General features: G+C 60.9%; 16 protein-coding genes, 1 rRNA gene and 1 riboswitch. Of the genes, 3 read left to right on the top strand and 14 right to left on the bottom strand.

Annotated elements, in window-relative coordinates; all coding sequences use genetic code 11:
* Positions 1-3: 3 nt before the first annotated feature.
* Positions 4-116, top strand: a 5S ribosomal RNA gene (gene rrf / locus GTP27_RS22580).
* 144 nt (positions 117-260) lie between these two features.
* Complete coding sequence (locus GTP27_RS22575; protein WP_161041348.1) at positions 261-2,270, top strand: beta strand repeat-containing protein; 2,010 nt, start codon at positions 261-263, stop codon at positions 2,268-2,270.
* On the opposite strand, the gene GTP27_RS22570 is transcribed toward GTP27_RS22575, so the two are convergent.
* Positions 2,267-3,670, bottom strand: a complete 1,404-nt coding sequence (locus GTP27_RS22570) for a DHA2 family efflux MFS transporter permease subunit (protein WP_161041347.1) — start codon at positions 3,668-3,670, stop codon at positions 2,267-2,269. The two genes, GTP27_RS22575 and GTP27_RS22570, sit on opposite strands and share 4 nt — an antisense overlap.
* Positions 3,671-3,762: 92 nt before the next feature.
* Between GTP27_RS22570 and GTP27_RS22565 the strand changes: the two genes are divergently transcribed.
* Positions 3,763-5,487: an alkaline phosphatase D family protein gene (locus GTP27_RS22565; RefSeq protein WP_308495305.1), complete on the top strand. Its 1,725-nt coding sequence runs from the start codon at positions 3,763-3,765 to the stop codon at positions 5,485-5,487.
* 15 nt (positions 5,488-5,502) lie between these two features.
* Here the strand turns inward: GTP27_RS22565 and GTP27_RS22560 are convergent, their stop codons facing one another.
* The 13 genes from GTP27_RS22560 to cobT form a co-directional block, all read right to left on the bottom strand.
* The gene (locus GTP27_RS22560; RefSeq protein ID WP_161041346.1) at positions 5,503-6,975 is read right to left on the bottom strand and encodes a cobyric acid synthase; all 1,473 of its coding nucleotides are present in this window, start codon (positions 6,973-6,975) and stop codon (positions 5,503-5,505) included.
* Between the two features lies 1 nt (position 6,976).
* A complete protein-coding gene (locus GTP27_RS22555; RefSeq protein WP_161041345.1) occupies positions 6,977-7,852 on the bottom strand; it encodes a cobalamin-binding protein in 876 nt (291 codons plus the stop codon).
* Complete coding sequence (gene cobD, locus GTP27_RS22550; RefSeq protein WP_161041344.1) at positions 7,849-8,838, bottom strand: threonine-phosphate decarboxylase CobD; 990 nt, start codon at positions 8,836-8,838, stop codon at positions 7,849-7,851. The genes GTP27_RS22555 and cobD overlap by 4 nt, the downstream gene beginning before the upstream one ends.
* On the bottom strand, positions 8,831-9,796 hold the full coding sequence (gene cbiB / locus GTP27_RS22545; RefSeq protein WP_161041343.1) for an adenosylcobinamide-phosphate synthase CbiB: 966 nt from the start codon (positions 9,794-9,796) through the stop codon (positions 8,831-8,833). The genes cobD and cbiB overlap by 8 nt, the downstream gene beginning before the upstream one ends.
* Complete coding sequence (gene cobU / locus GTP27_RS22540) at positions 9,790-10,347, bottom strand: bifunctional adenosylcobinamide kinase/adenosylcobinamide-phosphate guanylyltransferase (protein WP_161041342.1); 558 nt, start codon at positions 10,345-10,347, stop codon at positions 9,790-9,792. The genes cbiB and cobU overlap by 7 nt, the downstream gene beginning before the upstream one ends.
* Entirely contained in the window at positions 10,344-11,651 is a 1,308-nt protein-coding gene (locus tag GTP27_RS22535) for a cobyrinic acid a,c-diamide synthase CobB (RefSeq protein WP_161041341.1), read from the bottom strand. Before GTP27_RS22535 ends, cobU begins: the two co-directional genes overlap by 4 nt.
* Complete coding sequence (gene cobO / locus GTP27_RS22530) at positions 11,645-12,271, bottom strand: cob(I)yrinic acid a,c-diamide adenosyltransferase (RefSeq protein ID WP_161041340.1); 627 nt, start codon at positions 12,269-12,271, stop codon at positions 11,645-11,647. Before cobO ends, GTP27_RS22535 begins: the two co-directional genes overlap by 7 nt.
* Entirely contained in the window at positions 12,268-13,041 is a 774-nt protein-coding gene (locus tag GTP27_RS22525) for an ABC transporter ATP-binding protein (RefSeq protein WP_161041339.1), read from the bottom strand. Before GTP27_RS22525 ends, cobO begins: the two co-directional genes overlap by 4 nt.
* A gap of 1 nt (position 13,042) precedes the next feature.
* Positions 13,043-14,065, bottom strand: a complete 1,023-nt coding sequence (locus GTP27_RS22520; protein ID WP_161041338.1) for a FecCD family ABC transporter permease — start codon at positions 14,063-14,065, stop codon at positions 13,043-13,045.
* A 71-nt stretch (positions 14,066-14,136) separates the two neighbouring features.
* Positions 14,137-15,984 carry a TonB-dependent receptor domain-containing protein gene (locus GTP27_RS22515; RefSeq protein ID WP_161041337.1) on the bottom strand — a complete coding sequence of 616 codons (1,848 nt, stop codon included), beginning with the start codon at positions 15,982-15,984 and terminating at the stop codon, positions 14,137-14,139.
* Between the two features lie 127 nt (positions 15,985-16,111).
* Positions 16,112-16,340: riboswitch (cobalamin riboswitch) on the bottom strand.
* A gap of 21 nt (positions 16,341-16,361) precedes the next feature.
* A complete protein-coding gene (locus GTP27_RS22510; RefSeq protein WP_161041336.1) occupies positions 16,362-16,913 on the bottom strand; it encodes a histidine phosphatase family protein in 552 nt (183 codons plus the stop codon).
* Positions 16,914-16,917: 4 nt separating this feature from the next.
* Positions 16,918-17,712, bottom strand: coding sequence for an adenosylcobinamide-GDP ribazoletransferase (locus GTP27_RS22505; protein WP_161041335.1), 795 nt, complete (start codon positions 17,710-17,712; stop codon positions 16,918-16,920).
* Positions 17,713-17,722: 10 nt separating this feature from the next.
* Positions 17,723-18,757 (bottom strand): nicotinate-nucleotide--dimethylbenzimidazole phosphoribosyltransferase, encoded by a 1,035-nt coding sequence (gene cobT, locus GTP27_RS22500; protein ID WP_161041334.1) that lies wholly within the window; start codon positions 18,755-18,757, stop codon positions 17,723-17,725.
* Positions 18,758-18,980: the final 223 nt, after the last annotated feature.

The raw sequence follows: 18,980 nt of genomic DNA, 5'->3' as shown, positions 1-18,980 counted from the left end.
AAGCTTGATGACCATAGCAAGTTGGTCCCACCCCTTCCCATCCCGAACAGGACCGTGAAACAACTCTGCGCCGATGATAGTGCTGCAACCAGTGTGAAAGTAGGTTATCGTCAAGCTAGTTATTAGAGAAACCCCTCATCAGCCTGAACGCGCTCAAGACCGCGCTCAGTGCAGATGAGGGGTTTTTTGCTTTGATCTGCGTCACTATCCCGTCATTTTATTGTGCGATAGTCAAGGTTTCCCTATTTTCGGAACCTGTCATGTCGCTCACTTTGTCTAAAATTTCTTCCGCAATCCAGATTCTGGCCTTGTCGGCGCCGGCACCGCTGGTGGTGACTGCTGCGGCCTTTCCGGGGACTATCAACACTGCGATCACCGTCGCACAGACGCTCGATAAGAATCAGGCCGGAACGGTGTCTAGCGCCGGGTCGCTGACCGTGGCAGGTAGCTCGGTTGCTGTCACGGTGACCGGTAATGGCGCCACGCTGAATAATCAGGGCGTGATATTCCAGTCCGGTACGGGCCGTATAGTGCGCGACAACACCGGCGTAAGCAATCTGTTGATTACTAACGGCGGCGATAAAAACAGCACGGCTCTGATGAAAGCAGCCGATGCTGATGTTATCCAGATGAACAAGGCGAATGCCAGCGTCACGCTGAATAACTATGGCAGCATGCTCTCACTGAATGCCAGTGCGGCGGGTAATCAGGTGATCGATTTCAACGCTATCGCCAGTGGATCTAACGTCGTCAATAACTTTGCCGGCGGAGTGATGACTGCCTACGAAGCGGACGCTGTGCGTCCCGGGGTGAATGGAGTGGTCAACAACAACGGCTTGATAACTTCAATTACCACTACAGGCAGCAGCAGTGATGCCATCGACGGCCAGAATAACAGCGGCATCGTCATCGTCAATGGCCTTACTGGCGTTATCACTGGTGGCCGGCACGGTATCACTGGCGGCCAGAAGGATGCCAGTCAGGACTACACCATCAGCATCAACAACGAGGCAGGTGGTTTGATCAGCGCGAACAATGGTGCGGGCATCAACATCGACGGCTACAACGGCCGCCAAGTGGCCACCATCGTCAATCGAGGCAGCATTATCGGCAATGGCGTGAAGGGCGATGGCGACGGTGTCGATGTTGATGGACTGGCTAATATCACCAACTCGGGCCTGATCCGTTCGATCAATGCCTACAGTGCCACCGAATTGGCTTTCAGCGAAGGCATAAGCATAGGCGGCGGAACGGTGTCCAATTCCGGCACCATCGAAGGTCTGGTCGCCGCGGGTAATACTAATGCGGTTGGCCGCGGCATCACATTGGCAGGTAACGACATTGCCGGCAAACCCGGTTCGCGCGAAGGCCTGTATGGCAATGCTGTGATCAGCAATCAGAAGGGTGGCCTGATTTACGGCCAGAGCGACTCGGCCATCGTAGCGGTAGGCGCGGCCAGCGGCTACACGGTGAGTATCAGTAACGCGGCAGGTGCCGTGATACGGGGGGGGGGCAGTTCTAGCGCTGCCATCAAGACCGGCGCGGATAACACGGTGCTGGTCAATGCCGGCAGCATAGATGGCAGCAGCAGTGGTAAAGCCATCGAGTTCGGCAATGCAAAGAACACACTGACAGTAAATGGCGGCAGCATCACAGGGGATATCAATGGAGGCGGCGGCCAGAATACGATGCTGTTCAGTGTAGGTGCTGGCAACGCCTTCGCCTATTCCGGTTCGATTTCCAATTTCAATCACGTTGAAGTACAAAGCGGCGTAGTGACTCTGTCCGGTGAGAGCACCTATGCAGGCAGCACCGTACTCAGTGGCGGTACCTTGCAACTGGTGGGGGCTGGCCGGCTTTCTTCTGCGAGTGCGCTGCAACTGAACGGCGGCAGCCTGCAGCTGTTGCAGGCAGGGGGGCAGGGGCAGACCTTTGCCAGCCTGTCGCTGACGGATAATTCGGCCGTGCTGCTGGGTGCCTCCTCGCTGACATTTAACGGGCTTGGTGCTGTAGTCAGTGGCAAGACGCTGACCTTTACCGAAGCAGCTAGCGGTGCATATGCTTTCCGTCTGCTGGGCGATGTCACCCATGATGCCAGTTTCCTGCAACTGGTGAACGGCACCAGCATTAACGGGCTAGCCGTGCGCTATCAGTTTGATGGCAAGTACACCGACGTAGCGGCTGTACCGGAACCGGCAAGCTACGGCATGCTGCTTGGCGGCCTAGGACTGATGGCGCTGGTAGCACGCCGTCGCAAGACAGCTCGTTAAGGCATACTGCCTTTGCTGATACTCTCGCCATCCTCTTTGCGCAAAGACCAGAAGGTGAGCGAGGAGAGGATGGTGACTACCGCCAGTGTCAGGAAGGCGTGATGGATCGCGCCGGTCAGTGCGACGCGGTTCGATTGCGGCAAGCCGCCGAGGAACCAGCCCGTGACCAGCGAACCGGTGGCGAGGCCGAAGCTCATCGAAAGCTGCTGCATGGAGCTGGCGATGGTGCTGGCCATACTTGAATCGTTCGCAGTGACGTCGGCATAGGCGATGCTGTTCATGCTGGAGAACTGCAGCGAATTGAAAAAGCCCAGCATCAGGCTGATGGCGACGATCAGGTAGAGCGGCGTGCCTTGCTGGACCAAGGTGTACAGGCTGATGGTCAGGCCTATCAGTACCGTATTGACGATCAGGACCTGACGGTAGCCGAAGCGGTTGAGCACACGCGCCGAGATCAGTTTCATGCCCATGGCCGCAGCGGCCGAGGGCATCATTAGCAGACCCGATTGCCATGCCGGCAGACCCAGACCTAGCTGATACAGCAGCGGCAACAGGAAGGGCAGTCCGCCTACGCCTATGCGGGTGATAAAGCCGCCGAGCACCGATACGCGGAAGGTGCGTATTTTGAACAGCGCCAGTTGCAGCAAGGGATAAGCGCTATCGCGCGCATGCCAGCCGTAGGCCAGCAGCAGGCTGAGTGCAATCAGGAACAGTACTGCGGCCGATGTGATGTCGATCTGGTGCTCGCCAAAAATCTCCAGCAGCCACGAAAGCAGCGCCACGCCGGTACCGAATAACACCAGCCCGACCAGATCGAGCGGGCGCGTTGCGTCGCCGCGATAGTCGGGCATGTAGCGATGGGCCAGAAAGATCGCTGTGATGCCGACCGGGACGTTGACAAAAAAGATGTCGCGCCAGGTCAGCCAGTGTACGATCAGGCCGCCGACGGTGGGCCCCAGCAGGGGACCGATCAGCGCAGGCACAATCACGAAGTTCATTGCCGAGAGCAGCTCGGACTTGGGAAAGGTGCGAACGATAGTCAAACGTCCCACCGGCATCATCATGGCGGCGCCAAGTCCTTGCAGCAGACGCGCTGCCACCAGCATGGGCGAGTTGATGGATAGGCCGCACATTACCGAGGCCAGTGTAAAAATAGCGACGGCGCTCATGAAGACACGGCGGGTGCCATAGCGGTCTGCCATCCAGCCGCTGATGGGTATGGAGACGGCCAGACTCAGAATGTAGCTGGTGACCACCGCTTTCAGGCTGAGCGGCGTCACCTGCAGACTTGCCGCCATGCTGGGAATTGCGGTGTTGACGATGGTTGAATCCAGCTGCTCCATGAACAGGGCAGTGGCCACAACCCAGGGCAGATAGCTTTTGGCGGCGGTGGTATTCATGCCTAGGATTGTCACACAAAAGTAAAAAGGGGGTCATGCTGCGGTCATGAATAGGGCGTAAGTTGGCGACCATCGCAATCGCCGATGGAGTCATGATGACGAAAACTGCACCGGATTCGGGCCGGCGGGAGTTTCTCCGGCAGGTAGCATCGACAGCGGTACTGGGCGCGGGTCTGGCTGGCTGTAGCAGCCCCGCAGTCAATAGCGCGGAGCGAAAGGCAGTGCAATTCCAGCATGGGGTGGCGAGCGGCGATCCCTTGCAGGACAGGGTCATACTCTGGACTCGCGTGACTCCGGCTCCTGAAACGGCGAATGTCGAACATATGGTCTATTGGCAGGTAGCGACCGATGCGGCGATGCAGTTGGTGGTTGCGCAGGGAAGTCACACCACCTCGGCAGCGCAGGATTACACCGTCAAGATCGATGCGGCAGGATTGCTGCCCGGCCATGTGTATTATTACCAGTTCGCCTCTGATGGTGTGCGCTCCGTTGTCGGCCGTACCAAGACACTGCCGCGTGCCGATGTACATCAGGTCAGGCTAGCAGTTTTCTCCTGTTCGAACTACCCGGCCGGTTACTTCAACGTGTATGCCGATGCCGCTCGCCAGAATGATATCGATGTGGCACTGCATATCGGCGACTATATCTATGAATACGAAAGTACCGGCTACGCCAGCAGCAATGCCGCAGCGCTGGGACGCGTGTCGGAACCGCGCGAACTGCTGCTGCAGCTGGAAGACTATCGCCGCCGCTATGCGCAATATCGCAGCGATCCGGACCTGCAGGCGCTGCACGCGGTGCTGCCTTTCATCACCGTCTGGGATGACCACGAATTCGCCGACGATACCTGGCGGGATGGTGCGGCGGCACACGAAGCGCGCAAACATGGCCCCTTCGCTCTGCGCAAACAGGCAGCGATGACGGCATACCACGAATGGCTGCCTATCCGTGTGCCGGATCCTGCCAGTCCGCAGAAGATTTACCGGTCGTTTGATTTCGGCACGGTGCTGTCGCTGCATATGCTCGATACCCGTCTGGTAGGGCGGGACCAGCAGCTGCTGATGTCCTCCTACTACGACAGCAGGCGCCAGTTCGATGTGGAAAAATTCCGCCACGATGTGGCTTCGCCGCGCCGCCAGATGCTGGGCAGCGAGCAGATGGTATGGCTGGAACAGCAGGTACAGAAATCGGAAGCGCGCTGGCAGGTACTGGGGCAGCAGGTGCTGATGGCCCGTATGGAGTATCCGCTGGCGATCGCCATGGGTCAGTGTAGCTGTACCGACTATGCTGCATTGAAGCTGCGCTCGGGGCGCGAACCTGCGGCACTGGGCAAGCGGGAGCAGGGATGGCTGGCCGCGGCGGTCACGCTGCCCTGCTATATGGATTCGTGGGACGGCTATCAGAACGACCGCGAGCAGGTGTTCGGCATGATGCAGCGCCATCGCAAGAATATGGTGGTGCTGGCGGGGGATACGCATAACGCATGGGCCAGCGACCTGCATGATGCGCAAGGGCGCCAGATCGGCGTTGAATTTGCCACGGCTTCGGTCACCTCGCCCGGCATGGAGGGCCTTTATCGTGATCGTGATCCTGACGATGTGGCGGCCATGATGGTGGACCTGATCGCCCCGTTGTACTATGCCCAGACCAGCAAGCGTGGCTACATGATCATCACCGCCAGCCATGAGCAGGTACGCTGTGACTGGCGCTTTGTCGATACGGTGATGCAGCGCGAATTTACCGCCGCTACCGAGCGCAGTCTGCGTACTTTGCCCGGTCCTGGCAACCGCCGTATCGAGGAATGCGCGCGCAGCTAGACAGGTAGTTCGGGATTAGGCGCTGACATCGAGATTGTCGTTGCGTAGCACGCACAAGGCGTCCAGCAATGGCTGGGTAGCATCGGCCAGACGGTCAAGACTGGCTTCGCGCAAGGCATGAGTATCGACCGCGTGTGCACTTTCAAGGCCGGCCCAGCGCAGCAAGGCGCTGCTGGCGGATGGCGTGTCGAACAGGCCATGCAGATAAGTGCCTAGCACCTTACCGTCAGGTGATACGGCGCCTTCGGCCCGACCGTCTATCACGAAGGCTGGTATGTCAAGAGCTGGTCCGCGTGACTCGCCCATGTGGATTTCGTAACCGGTAACGGCTGCCTGCTGCGTTCCGAACGCACAGTTACCCTGCACTTGCTGCAGGCGCTTATGCGTTGTCATCTCGGTTTCCATGTCCAGCAGGCCGAGTGCGGCGGAACTGCCCGGCGTGCCTTCCACCCCACGTGGGTCGTGCACTTGCCGGCCCAGCATCTGGAACCCGCCGCATATGCCTATCACTTTGCCGCCGTAGCGCAGATGGCGCGCGATCTGCTGCGGCCAGCCTTGCTGCTCCAGCCATGCCAGATCGGCACGGGTGTTCTTGCTGCCGGGGAGGATGATCAGGTCCGCCGGTGGTATAGGTTCGCCCTGACGCACAAACCGCAGGTCAACTTCGGGATGGGCGCGCAGTGCGTCGAAGTCGGTGTGGTTGCTCATGCGCGGCAGGCTGGGGACCACTACGCGGAATGCCCCCGTCGATGCCTGAACTGCCTGCACGGCGTCTTCAGCATCGAGGAACAGTCCATGCAGATAGGGCAGTACGGCCAGCACCGGTTTGCCGGTCTGCTCTTCCAGCCATTCCAGTCCCGGTTCCAGCAGGCTGATATCGCCGCGGAAGCGGTTAATGACAAAGCCGATTATCCGATGGCGCTCGCTAGGCGACAGGCAGGACAGCGTGCCGACCAGATGGGCAAACACGCCACCACGGTCGATGTCGGCAACCAGTATCACCGGACAGTCGACAGCTTCGGCAAAGCCCATGTTGGCGATGTCGCGGTCACGCAGATTGATTTCGGCCGGACTGCCGGCGCCTTCGACGATGACGCTGTCGTATTGCTGGCACAGGCGCTGGTGCGATTCCAGCACCGCATGCATGGCAATGGTCTTGTACTGGTGGTAGTCGCGCGCATCCATTTCTGCGCGCACTTTGCCGTGGATGATGACCTGTGCGCCGATGTCGCTGGATGGCTTGAGCAGCACGGGGTTCATATCCGTATGCGGAGCCAGCCCGGCCGCTATGGCCTGCAGCGCCTGTGCACGGCCTATCTCGCCGCCGTCGGCAGTGACGGCGCTGTTGAGCGCCATGTTCTGCGGCTTGAAGGGGACGACCCGTATGCCTTTGCGGCGCAGCAGGCGGCATAGTGCTGCTACCACCGTGCTCTTGCCGGCATCCGAGGTGGTTCCCTGTACCATCAGTGTCGTAAAAGGAAAGCTCATATCAGTTCTTCCGGTGCTGGCGGGCCAGTTCGAGTTTTTCACACAGAGCGGCGGTGCCGGCCACCATGCGCGGGCCGGCGCGGTTCAGTAGTTCGCCGTTGAGCGTGAACAGATTGTCGTTACGTACAGCTTTCATGGTGGTGTAGGGCCGCCATAGATTTACGCCGCCGTAGTTTTTTTCGCTGGTGCCGAAGATCGCTTCGGGGTCGGCCTGCAGTACCGCCTCGGTACTGACCACGGGTGCCGTGACTTTGAGATCGGCAAAAATATTCACGCCACCGCACAGGCGCATGGCATCGCTGACGATCGAGCTGCCGCTCAGCGTATAGAGCGGTTTGTCCCACACCTGATAGAACATGCGTACGGGCGGGCGGTTGCCATATTGTCTGGCCAGCGCGGCAAACTGGCGGCTGATTTCTGCAGCGGCGGGCTGCGCGACGCTTTCCGTGCCCATCAACTGGCCCAGCCGTAGCAGGCTGTCGGCGATACCTTCCAGTTTCTGTGGTTCGCTGTGGAACAGTGGCACGCCTAACTGGCGCAGCGTGTCGATCTGGCGCTCCGAGCTGCCGTGTAGCCAGATCACAATCAGGTCCGGTTTCATGGCGATTACCCGCTCCATATCGACCTGACGGTTATCGCCGATGCGGGGCAGTTTCTTTGCTGCTTCCGGGTAGTCGCTATAAGTCACTGCACCGACTATCTTGTTGCCGCCGCCCGCTGCATACAGCAGCTCGGTCACATGAGGTGCCATGGCGATAATGCGCTGCGCCGGTTTTTGCAAGGTGACGAGGTTGCCATCGTCATCGCGCACGCTGATGGCAGCGTCTGCGCTGCCGAAGTGCGCCAGTAGCAGCAAAGCGGTAGTGAAGTACTTCATGGGCTATCCTTGTGAGTCCATTGTTGAAGAGCGGTTTCCAGTCGCCGCCAGCCCGCTTCATCGGGCGGCAGTCCTAGCCGGATGCCGCGTGCGGCCCGAGTAAACAGGCGTACCCAGATGCCCCGTTCGGCCATGTGCTGCCAGAAGGCCTCCGGCTCTGCTTCGGCCCACCACTGGAACAGGGCGCTGCCGTTGCTGGCGATGCCATGCATGGCGAGCAGGCGTTGCAGGCGTGCGCCGCTAGCTTGCAGGGTGGTGCGCGTGTGTTCCTGCCATGTTCTGTCGCGTAGTGCGTCCAGTGCGATCTGCTGGGCCGGTCCGCTCACGGTCCATGGGCCCAGCAGATTGGCCAGCGCATCGAGCAGCTGCGGTGCGGCGGCGACAAAGCCTAGCCGTATGCCGGCCAGCCCGAAGAATTTTCCGATCGAGCGCAGCACAATCAGGCCGGGCTGCTGGCTATGTGCCGCCACGCTGTTTTCGGGCGTAGTGTCGCCGAACGCTTCGTCCACTACCAGCCAGCCGCCGCGCTCTGCCAGTTGCTGCGACCAGCGCAGCAGGGTGGCCGCCGGTATGCAGGCACCGGTGGGGTTGTTGGGGTTACAGATCACCATGACATCGCTGTGTTCAAGCGCCTGTTCCAGTTCGGCGTAAGCGGTTTGCGTCAGCGTGTGCCCGTGCTGCTGCCAATGATGCGCATGCTCCGCATACGATGGGGCTGAAACCGTGACGCGCGACGGTGGCCGCAAACGGGGCAAAGCCTGTATGGCTGCCTGTGTTCCGGCCACGGGCAGCATCAGCGGCGCGCCATAGAAACTCGCTGCTGCCTGCGCCAGCTCGGGCGACGGCTCCGGCAGGCGGTGCCACGCGTTGGCAGCAATGACGGGCGCCGGATACCAGTGCGGATTGATGCCGGTAGAGAGGTCCAGCCATTCATGCTGGCCAAAGCGCAGCGCTGCCGTGCGCAGGTTGCCGCCGTGTTCAAGCATGCAAACCTCCGAGCTGCAGAGTGGCGATAATGGCGGCCAGCGCAAGCCAGAACAGCGTCGTATGGCTAACCAGCCGCCACGCGCGATAAATGTCGCTGCCGCTAGCACTGGCGCCTTCGCCCAACTGCGGGCGCTGTTCGAGCACGCCGTGATAGATCGCGGCGCCGCCTAGCCGGATGCCGAGTGCGCCGGCGCCGCTGGCCATGACAGGGCCGGCATTCGGGCTGTCCCAAGCCGGTGCCTGCTGCCGCCAGCAGCGCCATGCGCGGCGTTTGGCCGCCAGCGTGGGGGCCAGCAGGGTGTAGCTGAGGGCTGTCAGCCGGGCGGGCAGATAATTGAGCGCGTCGTCCATGCGTGCTGCGCAGCAGCCGAACTGGCGCAGGCGTTCGGTGCGGTAGCCCCACATGGCGTCGAGGGTGTTGGCAATCCGGTACATCACGGCACCGGGGCCACCGGCCAGCATGAACCAGAATAGCGTGCCATAGACGGCGTCGTTACCGTTCTCCAGTAGTGATTCGATGCTGGCGCGGGTCATATCCTGCTCGCTGGCGTTGCTGGTGTCGCGGCTGACGATGCGCGCAGTCAGCAGGCGTGCCTGCGACAGATCCTGCTGTGCCAGCGCGGCAGCAATTGGCAGATTGTGTTCGCCCAGACTACGCAGGCCAAGGCTGAAATACAGCAGCACTGCATGGCACAGCCAGAGCAGGTAGGAATGCGGTGACAGCCACCAGATCAGCACTGCTGTGCCAGCGGTAATGGGGACGACGGCGAGCAGGCATGCCAGTATGCCGCGCCAGAAGCGTAGTGCGTCTCGATTGAGGCGGCGCTCCAGCGCATAGGCCAGATTGCCGATGCCCACTAACGGATGCCAGCGCCGCACTTCGCCCAGCAGCAGGTCGAGCAGCACGCCGGCCATCAGCAGGAAAGTAATGGCGCCCCAGCCTAGTCCAGTCAGCACGTTGCGCCCTTCAGTACCAGCGGCAGGCCGGCCGCTACCAGCACGACGCGGTCGCATAGCGCGGCCATGGCCTGATTCAGACGGCCCTGTTCGTCCATGAAGCAGCGCGAGATCGCGCCCACAGGCATGATGCCCATGCCGACTTCGTTGGAAACGAGGATGACGTCGCTGCTGCAGCGGGCGAGTGCGCTGGCCAGCATATCCTGCTGTTCGTGGAATAGCGCGGGCAGCGCGATGGTGCCTACCTCGGGAAACTCTTCGCCACTGCTAAACAGCAGATTGCCCAGCCACAGTGTCAGGCAGTCCACCAGTATCACGCGCTCCGGTGCCGACCAGCGTAATAGCTGGTTGCCCAGTGCCAGCGGCTCTTCGACGGTAATCCATTCGGCTGGCCGGCTGGCGCGATGACGGCGGATGCGTTCGGCCATCTCGCTGTCGCTGGCACTCGCGGTGGCGATATACACCACCTCCTTGCCGGATTCGATGGCGAGCTTTTCGGCATAGCTGCTCTTGCCCGAGCGTGCACCACCCAGTATCAGTGTGCGGGTCATGCGGTATTCCTTGTGAACAGGGCAGCGGCAGCTGCCGGATTGGACGGGAAATAGGCGTGGAAGTACGAGGCCGAGAGCGAGCCGTGGCGATACCAGGCTTCGCCCTGCTGGGCCGATGGATGCTTGATGGTGTGCGCAGCCGGCACCAGCGCCGTTTCCAGTTGCGAGTAGTGGAAGGTGTGGCCACGCAGCTGGCCCTGTGCGGTGGGCAGTCCTTGCAGGCCGAGACCGGACAGACGTGCGCGCATGGTGACGGCGCCCGGTAGCAGCGCCGCCATTGGCCATGTGACTCCAGCCTGATCGGTCAGAGTTGCTGCCAGCGCCATCATGCCGCCGCACTCTGCCACGATGGGCAGGTCTGCTGCATGGGCCGCGCGCATGGACGCCTGCCATGCGCCGGCTTGGGCCAGTGCCTGCGCATGCAGTTCGGGGTAGCCACCGGGTAGATAGACGGCATCGGCTTCGGCCGGAACAGGCTGATTTGCCAGTGGCGAAAAGAACTTCAGCGTAGCGCCTAGTTCGCGCAGCGTATCCAGGTTGTGCGGGTAGATGAACATGAAGGCCTGATCGCGCGCCACTGCGATCGTGCGGCCTGCCAGCAGTCGGTCAGGTGCGCTGGCCACGTCAGGTATAGCAAAGCGTACTGGCGGCATGGCTTCCCATGCCTGCAGGTCGAACACGAGCTGCTCGGCCAGTTCATCGAGCAGGGTATCGATATCGTTCACATCATCGGGCAGCATCAGGCCCAGATGGCGCTCAGGCAGCGAGCGAGCTTGTTTGGGCAAGGTAGCGAACAGGGAAATGTCGCGCAGCGAGGCGGCCACCATGCGGGCATGGCCTTCGCTGGCGACGCGGTTGGCGATGACGCCTGCCAGTTGTACCGGTCCATAATCGCGCAAGCCCATAACCAGCGCGCCTGCAGTCTGTGCCATGGCTGCGGCATCGATGACGGCCATGACGGGAACGCCGAATTCGCGTGACAGGTCGGCCGAGGAGGGCGTGCCGTCGTACAGGCCCATGACGCCTTCGAGTAGCAGCACATCAGCTTCGGCCGCTGCTGCCAGCTGGCTGCGGCACAGTTCTGCGCCTACCATCCACAGGTCGAGCGAGCGTACCGTAGCGCCGCTGGCGCGTTCCAGAATCATGGGATCGATGAAGTCCGGGCCGCATTTGAAGACCCGCACGCGCTTACCCTGTTTGACCAGCTTGCGCGCCAGTGCAGCCGTGACGCTGGTTTTGCCCTGACCTGAAGCGATAGCGGAGACGAGTACTGCGCGTGCTTCCACGTAGCGCTGCGCTACCATTCGGTGCCTGCCTGTGCGCTTATGCCCGCCTTGAAGGCATGTTTAACGACATCCATCTCGGTGACTGTGTCGGCAATGGCGATTAGTTCCGGCGGTGCGCCGCGGCCGGTAATCACCACGTGCTGCATGGATGGGCGGGCCAGCAGATCGCTGATGACGGCATCCGTATCGAGATAGCGGTATTTCAGGGCGATATTCAGTTCGTCGAACACTACCAGACCGATTTCCGGATCGGCCAGAAAGCGTTTGGCCTGCTCCCATGCCAGCTGGGCTTTTTCGATGTCGCGCTCACGGTTCTGGGTTTCCCACGTATAGCCTTCGCCCACGGAGTGAAAGCTGACTTCTTCGGGGAAGCGGCCCAGGAACAGTTCTTCGCCAGTCTGCATGGCGCCCTTGATGAACTGCACCACGCCGACTTTCATGCCGTGGCCCATGGCGCGGATTACCATGCCGAAGGCGCTGGAGCTTTTGCCTTTGCCATTGCCGGTGTTGACGATGATGATGCCGATCTGTTTGTCCGCAGCGGCGATTTTGGCATCGATAATCGCCTTCTTGCGTTCCATGCGCAGGCGGTGGCGTTCGTTCAATGCATCGATGTCGTTGGAATTCTGTTCGGTCATGCTAGTGCCTCGGAGGGAATGAAGATGCTGCGGTTGCCGTGCTGGAGTACGTCGATAGGGTGGCCCAGATAGCTGCTCAGGATGTCGGCGCGCATGACGTCGGCGGTGCTGCCGGCCAGCCAGCTGCCGTCACCCATCAGCAGCAGCGCATGGGTGGAAACGCTGTGGGCCAGCGTCAGGTCGTGGCCTACCATGATGGCAGTCTTGCCCTGTTCGCGGCACAGGCGAGCCAGCAGGCTCATGACGCTGACCTGATGGGCCAGATCGAGCGCATTGGCCGGTTCGTCCAGCAGTAGCAGCGGCGTATCCTGCGCCAGCATGGCGGCGATGGCCACCCGCTGGCGCTCGCCGCCGGACAGGGTGCGTACATCGCGGCTGGCCAGATCATCGACTTCCATCGCAGCCAGCGCTTGCATGGCGACGGTGTGGTCGTCGCTGCCCTCCCAGTAGCGGTTGTCGTGGTAGGGATGGCGTGCCGACAGGACGGTTTCCACCACGCTGTAGGCAAATGCGTCGCTGCGGCTCTGCGCCAGAAAGGCGCGCTGACGCGCCAGTTCGGCCAGCGGCCACTCGGTCAGCGGGCGACCTGCGATAGCGACATGGCCGCCGTCGGGAGCGCGTAGCCCTGCCAGCGTTCTAAGCAGCGTACTTTTTCCGGCGCCGTTACGGCCTATGATGCTCCAGCACTCGCCGTCGCCTACCTGCCAGTCGAGCGCCGTCACCAGCTGGCGCTGGCCGGTTTTCAGTGAAAGTTGATGGGTACGGAGCATATTATTTTCGCAAACGGTGCAGCTGGTACAGGAACACGGGAGCGCCGATCAGTGCCGTGACTACGCCTACCGGCAATTGCTGGGGGGCGATGATGGTGCGCGCCAGCGTATCGGCCAGCATCAGGTAGGTGCCGCCGGCCAGTGTGGCTGCCGGAATCAGCAGACGATGGTCAGGGCCTACGGCAAAACGGCAGGCGTGCGGTACGATCAGGCCGACGAAGCCTATGCTGCCTGCGCTGGTGACGGCGCTGGCAGTGAGCAGGCCCGAGACAAAGAACAGTCCCTTGCGCAGTGCGCCCACGCGTATGCCCAGCGTTGCTGCTGCTTCCGCATGCAGTGCCATCACATTCATGGAACGGGCGCTACGCAGAGCAAACAGCAGCGCCCCGCCTAGCACCAGCCATGGCAGCGCGCGTACGGGAGCACCTGCCAGATCGCCTATCATCCAGAACACCATGCTGCGTAGCCGGCTTTCCGGTGCGATCGACAGCATCAGCGTTACCAGTGCCATGCAGGCGGAGGATAGAATCACACCGGTCAGCAGCAGGAGCGCGGTGCCGCCTTCGGCCGCCGTGCCGCCGCGCAGGTCGCGTCGCGCCAGCAGGTACAGCATCATCGATACGGTGACAGCACCTGCAAAGGCTGCGCTATCGACGACCCAGATCGCGCAGGCGAACAGCAGCGCGGCCAGTGCGCCGACCGACGCCCCAGCCGAGATCCCCAGCACGTAGGGGTCTGCTAGTGGATTGCGCAGCAGGGCCTGCATCATGACGCCCGCCAGAGACAGCGCGGCGCCGGTGACAAAGGCCGTCATGGCACGGCTCAGGCGCAGGTCGAGCAGGGTGGCAGCCAGAGTCTGGGCTTGTCCGCGTGCCAGTTCGCCCAGCGCCGCAGGAATATCGGCTAGCGGTATATGCACCGAACCAGTCATGCCGGCGAAGATCAGGCTGGCCAGAGCGAACAGCAGCAAGGCCGTCAGGATGACGGTGGCGCGCCGGCGTAAATGATGTGGATTCGGATGCATGGACTACTTTCTGTTAAGCGGGTAATCCGCCGGTTGCATGGTGGGCATCCGGCAGATTACATCATCGCGATTTACTGGTATCCGTAGCGCAGTGCCACGTACACCTTGCCCATAGGCGTGGCGTAGTTACGTGCCAGATCGTACTGTTTGTCGGCGACGTTATTCCAGCGCGCCAGTGCCGACCAGTCACGGTTCAGGCGGTAGCTTGCGTACAGGTTGAGCAAGCCGTAGCCGGGCAGGCGGTACTTGTTGGCCGCATCGTCAAAACGGTCGCCCGACAACACTACTTCCGCACCGGCTTTCCAGCCGCCGCCGTCATAGTCGGCGGCCAGATTGCCGTGCTGTTTGCTGCGGCGTGCCAGTTGCTTGCCACTGGTTTCATCTTTCGGATCTTGCCAGTCGGCGTTAGCCGAGAAGGTGAAGGCGCCGATTTGCTGACTGGCGGCCAGCGTTACTCCTTGCAGCAGGGCGTGGTTGACGTTGTAGGCGCAGCCGAACTTGTATTCCGCCGTTCCATAGGGGCAGGGGTTGATATTGACCATCAGGTCGGTCAGCCGGTTGTGGTAGTAGGTGACGCTTGCCGTGCTGCCGCTCGCACCATAGTGCAGACCGACCTCGCTGTTTTTACCCAGTTCCGGTTTGTTCGCCGGATTGCCGTAGCCAGGGTAATACAGCTCGTTGAAGGTCGGGGCGCGGAAGCTGGTGCCGTAGCTGGCGCTGGCACTCAGGGCAGGGCTGAAGAAATAGCCGTAGCCGAAGGCGCCGGTATTTTTGGCGCCATAGATGGAGCGGTCGCGACGCACGCTGGCATTGAACAGTTGCTCGCCGCGGCGCGCGTTGTACGAAGCTGCGACTGAGTTGGTGTAGCGCTGCGGGTTGATAAGCTGGAAGCCATTGGTTTCGACTTCTTCCTTGCGGCGTTCCAGCAGCAGCTGCAGCACATCACGGTCCAGCATAATGTCATTCTGCCAGCTCCAGCTGGTCTGCTTGGTATTGATCTTCGAGTAGCCGGAGGCAGCTGCGCTCGAATAGGTGGAGCCGTCGTCGCGCGTCTGGGCTATCTGTACAGCGCTCTGCCAGTTGGGCAGCAGCTGGTTATGGCTATAGAAGGCTACGCTATTGATGTCCGCGATGGAGCGCACGTCGAACGGCGTTGGACCATTATCGTATTGCGAAGAGAGCGAGCCGTGCATCAGCTGGGTGCCGATTTCCTGACCTGCGGCCCATTCGTAGCTCAGGCGCGCGGCGGCGTTCTGGCGGTCGTAGCCATCCTTGTCCGCATTGTAGGAGGAGCTGCCCGGGCGGGTAGCGGAGAAGCCATCCGATTTTTCCTTGCCGGCGCTAATGGCGTAGCTGAAGCCTTGCAGACTGCCGGAGATGGCAGCTTCGCCCGCGCGGGTGTTGTCCGTGCCGTAGCCGGCCGAAGCGGTCAGCGTGGCAGCGCCTTGACCTTTGCGGGTAAAAATCTGGATCACGCCACCGATGGCGTCGGCGCCATACAGCGAGCTTAATGGTCCGAACACGATTTCGATGTGATCGATGGCGCTTAACGGAATGGCGCTCCAGTTGGCCGCACCGGTGGTGGAGGAGCCGATGCGCACGCCGTCGACCAGCACCACGTTCTGGTTGCTGTTGGCGCCACGCAGGAATACGGTAGCGTTGGTGCCGGAGCCGCCATTGCGGGCGATTTCGATGCCGCGCTGGCGTTGCAGCAGATCGATAATCGACCCGGCGGCCGATGTCGCGATCTGTTCGGCGCTGATGCTGATGGTGTCGCTGATGGTGTCGGCCAGCGCCTGCGGGCTACGGGTGGCGGTAACAACGACGGTAGGTGTTGGTTCTGCGTGCAGGGTAGGGGTGGCCATAGCCAGTGCCAGCGACGTCCATGCCGCCGGGCGGGTGATGCGATGAGTGTTCATGCCGTTTTTCAGTAAGAAGCAACCAGCCGACATCCCCGTAGGCCAGATTGAACAGAAGCGAGAAACGCAGGGTGAGGCCAGCCCGGGTAGCGTTGCTACCCTATCCGCTTGCGCACATCCCGTTCGCTCACTTCCACCTATTCTGGCCGGTATCCGGGCTGACAAGTAAGCCGACTCACCTTCCCATGACTAGCACAGTGGTTATCCGAGGCGGTTTGTCGCGCAGTTTCTGCGACACTTGTTGACCGTTGCGGGGGCAGCACACGCAGGCTCATTCCTGTTGGATGGAGCTTCGTGTTTCCCGTTTAACTGCGCATCTGGACAGACGCGCGAGCACCAAAACATCGCCATTATACGGCTTTGTTCAGGCTATTTGCTCAGGCTTTTAACAGCAAAGTACTGCCATGGTCGATGTTGTGGGGGCGTTGTGCTGCCTCCTGCGCCATCGCTGCTGGCGCTAGTCCGCTATGACAGGCTTGCAGCAAACGGATAGTTCCGGCGTGGCAGATGACGATGGCCTCCTGCTTCCGGGCGTACCATTCGTGATAGAAGCTGTGTACGCGCTGAGCCATGTGCAGCACGCTTTCGCCACCTCCGGGTCGGTAATGCACCAGATCCGCAGCCCATGCATCGATCTCTGCGCGGCTGATATCGTCCCAGCGCTGTAGTTCCCATAGACCGAAATGGATTTCGGCGAGTCGCGCATCGGCGACAGGTTGCGCCAGCGCTAGCCGTTCGGCCAGTTCCTGTGCCAGTTGCGCACAGCGTTGCAAAGGACTGGTGTACAGAATAGTGGAGGTGGGCAGCGTCGCTGCTAGTGCGGTTGCAGTTTGCGCAAGCTGTTCGGCGCTAACGGGGAGGTCGCTGCTGCCGTAGCAGATGCCCGGTTCTATCAGGGGCTGTGGATGGCGTACCAGTAGCAAGCGCATGGGCTTAACTATGCCATGCAGCTGGCGCGATGACTGGCCCGGTTGCTGCCAGCAAGGCCAGATAGATGGCGACTTCGCTGACCTGCTGAACAGCGCCCAGACAGTCGCCGGTGTAGCCACCAAGGCGGTGCTGAATTTTGCGCGCCAGCCAGAGTGTAACGAGTGCTGCAGCCAGAATGCTGTAGCCCAGAGCCGGCCACGCCAGCCAGCCGCCAGCACCAAGCAGTATGGCAGGAAGTAGCGCGGTAAAGCTGGCAAGCGCGAATTCGCTGCTGCGCATACTTTGTGCCAGTGGTTTGGCCTTGCCTTCCTCGCGTGCGTAGCGCATGCGCCAGATGAGTGCCGTGGCCATAAGCCGCGACAGCGGGTGGGCTACCAGCAGTGCAGCGATTGCTTTGGCAGGATTCAGCATGGCCAATGTGGTGCATTTCAGGCCAAGCATGCAGATGATGCCTATCGCGCCGTAGGCGCCGATGCGCGAGTCCTTCATAATTTCAAGCACGCGCTGGCGATTCATGCCGCCGCCAAATCCATCGCACATGTCGGCTAAGCCGTCTTCGTGGAAGGCGCCTGTGGCGTAGATCGTGGCTGCAGTAGAGAGTAGTGCAGCCACCGGCGCCGGAAGCAGTAGGGCCGCCAGCGCATATACGCCTACCCCAATTAGCGCTACCACCACGCCCACGAGCGGGAAGTAGCGTGATGCCTGATTCAGCCATGCAGCGTCGAAGCCCACCCAGCCCGGAATGGGTAGGCGGGTAAAAAACTGCAGGGCAGTGAAGAACAGGCGGAGCTGGTGCATGCGCTTTACTTTACTCGGACTTTTCGCTGACCTGCGCGGATTCGAAAGTCGCCATCTGATTGACGAAGTTGGCGGCCGCGTGCAGCAGGGGCAGCGCGAGTGCGCAGCCAGTGCCTTCGCCCAGCCGCAGGCCGAGGTTGAGCAATGGGCGAGCCTGCAATGCGTCCAGCATCTTCTGGTGTCCCTGCTCGTTAGAGCAGTGGGAGAATACGCAGTAATCAAGGATGGCGGGCTGCATGCGCGCAGCGACCAGCAGGGCGCTGGTGACGATGAAGCCGTCGATCAGCAGTACTTTGCGCAATTCGGCAGCTTTCAGCATGGCCCCCGCCATCATGGCGATTTCCAGCCCACCGAAAGTCGCGAGTATATCGAAAGGCGTCTCTACACCCTGATGTTTAGCGACTGCCACTTCGATAACGCGCTGCTTATGTTGTATGCCTTCTGGCGAGAGGCCGGTGCCAGCCCCCACGCATTCGGCGACAGGAATGCCGGTGAGCTTATGCATGAGCGCTGCGGCAGCGGTGGTATTGCCGATACCCATTTCGCCGAAGCCCACCACGTTGCCTTGTATATCAGCTGCTAGTGCCATACCTGCTTCCAGCGCCGCTGCACAGGTAGCGCTGCTCATGGCTGCCTGCTGGGCGAAATTCTGCGTGCCGTTAGCCAGTTTGCGATCGATCAGTCCATCGCGCGGGCCAAACTCGTGATTGACACCTGCATCCACTACATAGAGAGCGCAGTTATTCTGCTTGGCGAAGACATTGATCGCGGCGCCTTGGGCAAGGAAGTTTTCAACCATCTGCCAAGTAACGTCCTGTGGATAGGCGGAGATGCCCTCGGCCACGATGCCGTGATCCGCAGCGAATACGAGGATGGCTGGATCTTTAATGCTGATCTGGCGGGTGTTCTGTATCAGCCCCATCTGTTTTGCCAAAGTCTCTAATGCCCCCAGGCTGCCTAGCGGCTTGGTCTTGTTATTAATAGCGCGGTCGAGTTCTGTCGCGAGCGTCTCGTTGTGGGTTGCTTGTATAGTAGGCGTCAACATTATGGTTTATGCAAATCGGATGAAGCCGGTATTCTACCCTTGTCAGACGGGGCATACCTTTGCTATAGTTCGCCCCCCTCGCAAAACAAGGCGCCTAGCGCTGAGTTAAGCGAGTTGAAAAGTAAGACTTGACGGAATGTTTGAAACGCCTCATAATCTTGCCTCTTCGCTGATGAACACAACGCTTCTCAGCAAGCAGTACCGAATAAGTTCTTTAAAAATT

The organism is Duganella qianjiadongensis, assembly GCF_009857915.1.
GTDB classification, from domain to species: domain Bacteria; phylum Pseudomonadota; class Gammaproteobacteria; order Burkholderiales; family Burkholderiaceae_D; genus Rugamonas; species Rugamonas qianjiadongensis.
The sequence above is the reverse complement of the archived record's forward strand: the minus strand, read 5'-3'. Positions and strand labels throughout refer to the sequence as shown.